The following is a 9620-nucleotide window of genomic DNA, read 5'->3' on the forward strand; positions in this document are numbered from 1 at the left end:
CAGGAAATCTTATATCACTATTGTGGAAAAAGTGGGGAATTACTTTGATACTAACTGGGGAATTATTCTGATACCAGGTGGGGAATTATTTTGATACTAACTGGGGAATTTCGCTGATACTCGACACATGTTGATTTATCCAAAAATATAACATTTATCCATTCATTTTTCTCATTATTTCGTACTTCCCCAAACCAAATGCTGTCCCTTTTCCAACATGCAAAATTTCACCTGCTTTGATAAATGATATAAATGGCTCTATATTGCCTTCAAATGTAATATTGCCCACAAAGCCCCCCATCTTCATCCTCACATCCTGTCTTCCCGAATATCTCTCCCAGTCATACCATCTCAAATCTTTATTTTTAACCCTGATTTCTTTTGCCTTTTCGATAAGCCCTTTGAAATCCCATCCAGAAGGGTCGATGTTACAGTGAAAATATGAGAGAAGTGAGAGTCTTCTTAAAAGGTTTCTTACAAGGATATGGAATTCGAGGTCGAGGGTGAGATGGCCGTTGTATATGATGCGTGTTGGAGTCTTAAAGTCAAGAGTCAAATTGTAGGGGCGAGGCCGTGCCTCGCCCTCGGAATTAAGATTAGAACTGGATTCCCACTTTCGTGGGAATGACATTATTGACGAGGTGAATGGTTTCAGGGTCATTGTGTCTGATGAGTAAATGACCGCCGACTCCTGACTTCTGACTTCTTTCAGTTCGAACCTTCCCTTACCCTTTCCTATCCCTGTCTTTCCAAGTTCTGTGAATGTATAAATAAAGTAGGGGAGGTAATCTATTGCCCTGCCTATCAAGATAAGTCCAAAGTTTATCTCGTCGCCGGGTTTATAGCCCCTTCGCCTCTCAGGTGGTGGTTCTATAACAAAGGGGTGTGGTGCGGACTCATATTTACGCATCACTGCTGTATTCGAAGGAGGAGGGGTCTCAAACACATAAGAATAAACACATTTCTCTTTAAGTATGCATTCATGACATGACTTATTCCTTAAAGTGCAGACAACCCTCCTGAATGCGTTGCCGAAACCACCCCTCAATGTTGAGCCTTTGTAAGATGGTAGTATTAGTGACTCTTCTGCTACGAGGTTAAATCTAAAACGGGATAAATAAAGCATAAACAACTAATATCACAAAAATGGGCTGTGTTCAACAGGAAAAAATCTTCTGGGCGGTAAGATGAGATGATTTTGTCAGAAAGATGACAGTTTTATCCATTGATTTGTTAGTAATTTGTTATTAAAATGATAACATGAAAAAGGTACTCACGATATGCCCTTACTGTGGATGTGGCTGTGGACTCTACCTTACTGTTGAGAAAGATAAGGTAGTAGGTGTCCTTCCAAGTGTTGAACATCCTGTAAGTCAAGGAAAGCTTTGTGTCAAGGGATGGAATGCTCACGAATTCATCCACCATCCTGAGAGACTCAAGACACCACTCGTAAGAGAAAATGGCAGGTTAAAAGAGGTCTCATGGGATGAGGCATTCAGAACAATTATTGATGCATTCAAAAGAATAATCTCAATGGCAGGAAGTAATGCCATCTTTGTTCTTTCCTCTGCAAAATGCACCAATGAAGAAAACTATCTTCTTATGAAGTTTGCAAGGACAGTTATAGGGACAAATAACATTGATAACTGCGCAAGGCTATGTCACTCATCGAGTATGGGTGGACTTGCAACTGCATTCGGTTCTGGTGCTATGACTAACTCTATAGAGGAAATAGAAGAGGCCAATGTCCTTCTGATAATTGGGTCAAATACCACAGATGATCATCCTATGATAGGTGCAAGGGTAATAAGAGCAATTGACCGTGGGGCGACACTTATAGTTGCTGACCCGAGGGTAACACCGATAAGTAAACTTGCACATATATATCTTCAGCCAAGAGTAGGAACAGATGTAGCATGGCTGAATGGCATGATGAATATAATAATATCAGAAAACCTCGTAGACATATCCTTTATAAAGAGGAGGACAGAGAATTTCGACGAATTAGCGAGGGTAGTTTCAAGGTATACGCCTGAATTTGTGGAGAATATTACGGGAATCCCCGAAGAGAAACTCATACAGGCAGCGAGGGTATATGCCTCAGATAAGAAGGCAATGCTCATATACGGAATGGGACTTACACAGCATACAACCGGGGTGGACAATGTGAAAGCATGTGCAGACCTGGCTATGCTAACTGCACATGTAGGTCACAGGGTCTCCGGAATAAATCCCCTCAGGGGGCAGAATAATGTGCAGGGTGCTTGCGATATGGGTGCACTCCCTGATGTTTATACAGGCTATCAGAAAATCATAGATAATAAAGTACGGAAGAAATTCGAGACTGCATGGGATAGAAAACTGCCCAAAAATACAGGACTTACTCTCACAGAGGCTTTCGAAAGCGCTATAAATGGAAAGATAAAAGGTATGTATATTATGGGCGAAAATCCACTCGTTTCCAATCCAGACATCAATACGGTAGAAAAGGTGCTGGATAGCCTTGAATTTCTTGTGGTTCAGGACATATTTCTTACAAAGACGGCACAGAAAGCCCATGTAATCCTTCCAGGCGCATGTTTTGCTGAAAAAGACGGGACATTCACTAACACAGAACGGAGGGTTCAGCGGGTCAAAAAAGCAGTAGAACCTCCTGGAAAAGCGATGGCAGATATAGCTATAATCTGTGAGCTTTCCAGTCGGATGGGCTATCCTATGGAATACAAGGGAGCATATGAAGTAATGGAAGAGATAGCACTGCTCACACCTATATACAGTGGTATTTTCTTTTACCGACTCGAAGAAGGATGGGGACTTCAGTGGCCATGCAAGGACAGAACACATTTAGGAACCCCCTTCCTCCATAGAAAAAGATTTACGAGAGGTCAAGGTTCATTCACAGCTGTAGAATATAAACCTCCAGCAGAAGAGAGAGATGAAAATTACCCTTTCATCCTTACAACAGGGCGAAGCAGCTTCAGGTACCACACAGGGACTATGTGTGGGAGGACTTCTACCCTTGAAAGGGAATTACCTGAAAACTATGTAAATATGAATCCATCTGATGCTAATCCACTTGGTATAAAAAACGGTTCATATGTTAAGGTAGCATCAAGAAGGGGAGAGATTATAACCATGGTTGCTGTAAATGATTCTGTTCCGGCAGGTGTAGTCTTTATTCCTTTTCAATATAGCAACAGTCCGGTTAACATACTCACTAACCCAACCCCTGACCCAGAGGCGAAGATACCTGAATACAAGGTGTGTGCAGTAAGAATAGAGCCCATTCCCCCTCACCTTCCCTGAAACGAGTTCAGGTCTCTCCCCTCAGGGGAGAGGGCTTCGTCGTGAGCTCAGCCGAACGGATGGGTGAGGGGATAGGTCTGGATATGGCAGAGGACAGAGAAGATTATATACTTAATAAAGACCATCTCTTCTACTGGCTGAGACAATTAAGAAAGACTGCAGAATTGATTGCACCAAAAAGAGAGCTCAGTGGAGAAATAACATTCACAACTGTCGTAAACATACATGATATTGCCCTCAATTATACTGCACCAATACTCTCAACGAAGCATATCCTATTTCCACAGACAGATATAATGTTTAAATACTCCCTTAAAGTGCCGGGAAAGGTGCAGTCAACATTTAATGCAAGAAAAAAGGTGGTCTTCGGCGTTCCTTCCTGTGGTATCTCCGCATTACTTATTGCAGACAGGGTGTTTGGAAATGGATATACTGACCTTTACTACTTTGCTCGAAGGAAAAACACAATCTTCGTATCCATCGGATGTAATAATCCACTTCAGACATGCTTTTGCTATAGTCTCGGGACAGGTCCTTTTTTAGATCATGGGTTTGATATACAACTTACCGATCTCGGTGATAGATATTTTGTTCAAACAGGGACTGATGCAGGGAAAACGATAATAATGCAGTACCGTTTTCTATTTGATGAAGCAGATAAAGAGGATTATGACGATCAGTATGAAACAATGCTGACAGCACAAAGTAAGTTTGAAGGGAGGATAGACCTTGAATTATATCGAAAGAAACTCGAGAATGGACAAATTAATGAGGCATTCTATGAGTGGACAGCAGACAGGTGTTTTGAATGTGGTGGATGCACCTATTTATGTCCTCTCTGCTTATGCTTTAATATTATAGATGTGGAGGAGACAGCAAAATCAGTGACCCCTGAGAAATCAAAAGATTTTTTGAAGACACCATCTGGTGAAAGATTCAGGATATGGGATTCGTGCATGTTTGCTGGATTTACAAAGATGGCAGGAGGGGTAAACCCTCATTGGAATAAAAAGGATCGTATCAAGAGATGGCACTACCATAAGATTCTCTATTATCCTGAGAAATACAATGTCTTCGGTTGTGTTGGTTGTGGTCTATGTACTATTACCTGTCCCGGGAAGATTGATATGGCTAATACTGTTATAAGGATTAAGAACCTATGAATCCGTATCTGCCACAGGCGGCTGAAATCATGGAAATAAAGAGACTCTCGAAGGATGTTAAAAGTTTCATAGTCAGATTTACCGATAAGGAGGCAATGCATTCATTTAAATTTATGGTAGGACAGTTCGTTATGGTATCCCTCTGGGGTGTTGGGGAATCGCCCATATCTATAACATCTCCACCTCACGAAGAAGATTATTTGGAACTATGCATAAAGGATGCTGGTCGTCTGACCCATTATATTCACCAGCTTACAAACGGAGACCGGATAGGTATAAGGGGACCATACGGAAATCATTTTCCTCTGGAGCGTTTAACAAGAAGAGACCTGCTACTCGCTGCAGGGGGTATAGGGATAGCACCTATAAGGTCAGTTGCTGCCGAGGTTATAAGGAATAGAGACCTTTATAACAAGGTAACAATCATATACGGTGCCAGAACCCCATCTGACCTTATCTATAGTAAAGAGCTGAGGAAGGCATGTCTGGAGAATAATATCAGATTGCTATTAACTGTTGATAAAGGAAATAACTCATGGAAGGGGAAAACAGGTTTTGTGAGTGAGTTATGTTCAGAACTTGACCTCACCACAACCATAGCCTCTGCACTTATCTGTGGTCCTCACCTTATGATGGAATCAGTAACAGGACGGCTTATAAATCTCGGATTTTCAGAAGACCAGATATTCCTGAGTCTTGAGAGGCAGATGAGATGTGGTGTCGGAAAATGTGGGCACTGCTATGTCAATGGTAAATTCGTATGTGAAGACGGTCCTGTATTCAACTATTCTGCGATAAAAAGGTTTTTATAAAATCTGATTTTTCAGCGATACATTTCCAATTTTAAATCATAAAGACTTTACCTTTTTACCCACCATGCGGAAAGCCTGTTGACAAGACTGTGGCCCAGTATAAAAGAAGGGTGTGTGCCGTTTTGCATACCTTTGGAGGATAGATAAATCCTGTTGTCACCATAGTAAGATTTTTCTTGACTATATCGGTTAAAATTGTTAAAATTTAACCGATAAAACTTATAAGATTAAAATATATCATGGAAAAGTCAAAGATAGTAGAGGTGCTGGCTGAGTGGAACTTCTGGAGAGCCACCCGCGATGTAGGTATCTTGAGGGAATCTTACCTTGAGAAAATGGCAAAACTGGAGAAGACAGGTCAGATAGTCACCATAATGGGTGTAAGAAGGGCGGGTAAGTCCACCCTGATGCTACAGTACATTAAGGGTTTAATAGACCAAGGGCTTGACCCAGCCTCCACCCTTTATGTGAACCTTGAGGATCCGAGGTGGGGTGAACTCTCACAGCAATTCCTTCAGGCAATCTGGGAGGCGTATCTTGAGTGGCTTGAACCAAAGGCCAAGCCCTTTGTCTTCTTCGATGAAGTTCATCTTGTGCCTGGATGGGAAAGGGTTGCCAGGGCACTTCATGAGCGTAAGGAGGCAACTCTTTTTATCTCGGGTTCTTCATCAAAACTACTAAGCATGGAATTTGGAAGTGTGCTTACAGGCAGGCATGTTAGTCTTGTGGTCTATCCCCTTACCTTTAGAGAATTCCTTCTCTTCAAAGGGTTTGAACTTGAGCTGAGGCTTGAGCTCCTTCTGACAAGAGAGAGGGTAAAGATTTCCCGCCTCCTCAGGGAATACCTCGAATGGGGTGGATTCCCTCAGGTTGTGCTTTCAGGAGAAAAGAGGGAGATGCTTACCGGATATTTTGATGATGTGATAAGCCGGGACATTGTGGAACGCTATGGTATCAGAAAGCCTGATAAACTCAAGGCACTGGCGCGGTATTATCTTACAAACATCGCCTCACCCATCTCCTTTAACAGAGTAAGGCGGTTTCTCGGCATTCCTCTGGACACAGTAGAGAGGTTCTCCTCCTACCTGACTTATCCCTACCTGATATTCTTTACAAAGAAGTTCTCCTACTCTCTCAAGGAGCAGGAGGTCAATCCGAGAAAAGTATACTCCATCGATACGGGTCTGAGAAATACAATCTCCCTGAGATTCTCAGAAGACATAGGCAGGCTCTATGAGAATGTGGTCTTTCTTCACCTAATCCAGCAGGGCAAGGAGGTCTTTTACTGGAAGAACAAGGCAGAATGCGATTTCCTTGTGCGAACAGGTCGGGGTCCAAGCGAAGCTATTCAGGTCTGTCATACGCTTACTGAGGAGACAAAGAATAGGGAACTAAGGGGGGTTCTTGAGGCGATGGAGAACTTCAGGCTTAAATCTGGCTTTGTGATCACAGAGGATTATGAAGGACAGGAGCAATACAAAGGAAAAACGGTTATTTTCGTCCCGCTCTGGAAATGGCTCTACCGTGGTATAGATTAAGAGAGATAGTAACTCTCAGTATTGTAAAGAATTCTATTTTAGGTTAAAAATACTTCACCTTTTGTCACTTTCTGTGTAAAAAACTTAAAGGTCTAAAAAGGGTGTATTTCCATGGGGACGAAAACCCTTAAAAGAATTTACACAAAAAGATTAGCACCTTCCTGAAAAAACACTATTAAAATTTTTTAAATAGTGTAGATTTCACTCGCTATCATCAACTAAATTATTTTATGGATTGTACAGTAAATTTGCCATATAATGTATGTTATAAATGGGGATTAATATGGCTTAGATGACGTAAAATAAAGCTTCAATTGTGCCGTATAATTATAAGTGAGGACGAATATTTCGAATCCCTGAAAATGCATAGTGAGCACATTCCCGCAGCTTGCTGCGGGGTTAGCGAGCGAATTATGAAAAAGGAAAATTCCTTACATTTCGAAAATTCCCTGCAGCTTGATGCAGGGATCTTCGATTGGATAAGCCAGCGATGGGTTCAAGGTAACAGCGTATGATTCCTTACAAGTGTGGTCGGCAAGATTACTGAGCCAAATACGTTGAAAGGAAGGAGGAGAACTATGCGAAATATTGCGATGTTATTAATCGGTCTTTCGGCACTAGGTTTTGTGTTAGCCTTAATCTCGGTTTTGGTGGTGGGTGACCCAATTGTGGGAGTTACTGCAGAGGGATTCTCGCGAGGATGTACTAATCTTGCACTAATAGCCATTGCATTGGGTGTGTGGTTTAGAGGAGGAGCCAAAGAAGCGTAGAGTAATCTGACGTAAATCTTAGTTTTAATATCCCTTGAAGCTGAAGATTAGTAAGTGCAAGAAATAACCCATTGTTCTTCAACCGATACTTCCTGAAAGTGAGAGTTATTCACTAGCCTTCGTGATACAATATTTCACAAATTGATAAAATGTGGAAGCCTTCTTCCATCCTCATATATTTTTTGACAAGGTTCAAACTATCTGCTATAAAGATTATAAAGAAAGAATAGGTCAGGATTTAACCTGCATTGTGTGATTTAACTTGCACTATGCCTTCATGGGAGGTCAAAAATGGCAGCTGAAAAAGGGCAGGTAGTAATGGTCGAGACAGGACCGATTGTTCTATACTGGACGTGTCCTAATTGTAATAGAGATAATCAGGCAGATATTAAGAGAGGCTTTGATCACATCAAAGAAATTGAATGTGAGTGCGGAACCGTCATTACAAGACAGGGTGAAGTCCCATGGGTAGTAAAATGAGGCAAAACTGTTGCTGATATTTAGGGCTGATATCTAGGCTGATATTTAGGGACAGCGACCATTTTTGTTAAAATCCGAAGCTTAACACTATTGTTATGATAGCTTTCTACCAGGAATCGTTAATCTTCATCACACAATCAATCTAACTCTTTGTAGGTGAAATGTTTAAATGAATGTTATGGACAAGGTCAATTACCGTAACCTCTGGTGGTGATAGAAAACGGATTGGTGGCCCCCATGTCCCTGCACCCCTACTCACATATAAATAGGAATTATTCAGCAGTTTTAACTGTCCTGCGTCAATGGGATAATATAGTCGTGTAAAGAGATTAAAGGGGAAGAATTGTCCCTTATGGGCATGTCCTGAAAGCTGTAAATCAAAAAGACCAATTACATTTTTATCAAGAAGGGGTCTGTGTTTGAGTAATAGATTAAACTTTTCACGGGGAAGGCTTAAGAGCAATTCCTTTTCTGGGATTTCTTTGAAAAGACCGTAATGTTGTCCAGCAGGGTCGTCAATACCAGCGATATTGATTAATCCAGCAACAGTGATTCCTTCTCCCCTCAGAACTTTAAAGCCTGCCCTTTCTGTAAAGTCCAGTGCCTGAGGAAGCCCTGCATAGAATTCATGATTTCCGGTTACCGCAAATTTCCCATATCTTGGATTGATCTCCTTCAGGAGTTCTGCAAGTCCGGAAAGACTATTAATCTGTCCATCAACCAGGTCTCCAGTAGAAACAATAATGTCGGGATTCGCAGCCTTAACTTCATTAAGAATTCTTTTTAATCTTTCTTCCCTGACAATAAGGCCGAGATGGATATCAGAGATCTGAACTATCCTCAGTCTGCCGATCTCTTCAGGGATCTTATAGGTTCTGAGCATTATCCTTTCGGTGCTTATGTTCCTTGCCTCAAAGTAGCCGTAAATACTGATAATAACTGAAAGTAGAAGGGGTGCATAAAAAGAAAATCTTACAGAAGGGTTTATAGGAGATAAATCCCTCTGGAAGATGAAACTACTTGAATATACCAGGAAGCGATAAATATCAATGATGAAGGAGGCAGAGACAAATAAAAGCAGAACCCCCATCCATGTATATCCGATGTAAGACATCAGGCGTGCAACAAACTCAAGTCCAGACCTTTCAGATAAACGCACAATAAAAGGAGTAACGACCATCAGCAACATGAAGGGTATAAAATAAATACTGATCTTAGTGCCAAAAGCAAAGGCAACCTTTGCCTTCAGGAAGGCATAGAGATGCATCCCTCCATAAAGCAGAAAAAAGGTTATGAGAAAAAGGGACATACTTGCCTCTTCTTTCACGCGGCTTGCAGCTCTGCAGGACCAACAACATTCGTCAGGGTTGAATTACCCAATGGGGTCGTGAAGCCATCCAGCTTCTTATGGTTTCTGGTAACCAATTTTCTCTTTTTCTCAATCCACTTCAGACTTCTTCTTGAACTTCGCCTGAAGGTCGTCGAGCACTGAATAGACAACAGGGACAACAACAAGGGTAAGAAATAGTGATGTCAGGAGTCCTCCTATGA

The 9620-nt window shown here is 41.6% G+C and carries 8 protein-coding genes; 6 read left to right on the forward strand and 2 right to left on the reverse strand.

The window, feature by feature from the left end:
* Positions 1-154: 154 nt before the first annotated feature.
* On the reverse strand, positions 155-1126 hold the full coding sequence (gene cas6 / locus AB1488_12095) for a CRISPR system precrRNA processing endoribonuclease RAMP protein Cas6 (GenBank protein MEW6410826.1): 972 nt from the start codon (positions 1124-1126) through the stop codon (positions 155-157).
* Positions 1127-1260: 134 nt separating this feature from the next.
* On the opposite strand from cas6, the gene fdhF reads away from it, so the two are divergent.
* From fdhF to AB1488_12125, 6 genes are all read left to right on the forward strand, one after another.
* Positions 1261-3306, forward strand: a complete 2046-nt coding sequence (gene fdhF, locus AB1488_12100; GenBank protein MEW6410827.1) for a formate dehydrogenase subunit alpha — start codon at positions 1261-1263, stop codon at positions 3304-3306.
* Positions 3307-3347: 41 nt separating this feature from the next.
* Positions 3348-4469, forward strand: a complete 1122-nt coding sequence (locus tag AB1488_12105) for a 4Fe-4S dicluster domain-containing protein (protein MEW6410828.1) — start codon at positions 3348-3350, stop codon at positions 4467-4469.
* On the forward strand, positions 4466-5281 hold the full coding sequence (locus AB1488_12110) for an FAD/NAD(P)-binding protein (protein MEW6410829.1): 816 nt from the start codon (positions 4466-4468) through the stop codon (positions 5279-5281). Before AB1488_12105 ends, AB1488_12110 begins: the two co-directional genes overlap by 4 nt.
* A gap of 239 nt (positions 5282-5520) precedes the next feature.
* On the forward strand, positions 5521-6819 hold the full coding sequence (locus AB1488_12115; protein ID MEW6410830.1) for an ATP-binding protein: 1299 nt from the start codon (positions 5521-5523) through the stop codon (positions 6817-6819).
* Positions 6820-7397: 578 nt separating this feature from the next.
* The gene (locus tag AB1488_12120) at positions 7398-7589 is read left to right on the forward strand and encodes a hypothetical protein (GenBank protein ID MEW6410831.1); all 192 of its coding nucleotides are present in this window, start codon (positions 7398-7400) and stop codon (positions 7587-7589) included.
* A gap of 291 nt (positions 7590-7880) precedes the next feature.
* Complete coding sequence (locus AB1488_12125) at positions 7881-8069, forward strand: hypothetical protein (GenBank protein ID MEW6410832.1); 189 nt, start codon at positions 7881-7883, stop codon at positions 8067-8069.
* Between the two features lie 142 nt (positions 8070-8211).
* On the opposite strand, the gene AB1488_12130 is transcribed toward AB1488_12125, so the two are convergent.
* On the reverse strand, positions 8212-9378 hold the full coding sequence (locus AB1488_12130) for a metallophosphoesterase (protein MEW6410833.1): 1167 nt from the start codon (positions 9376-9378) through the stop codon (positions 8212-8214).
* Positions 9379-9620 lie beyond the last annotated feature (242 nt).

Source organism: Nitrospirota bacterium, from assembly GCA_040756155.1.
Taxonomy (GTDB): Bacteria; Nitrospirota; Thermodesulfovibrionia; order JACRGW01; family JBFLZU01; genus JBFLZU01.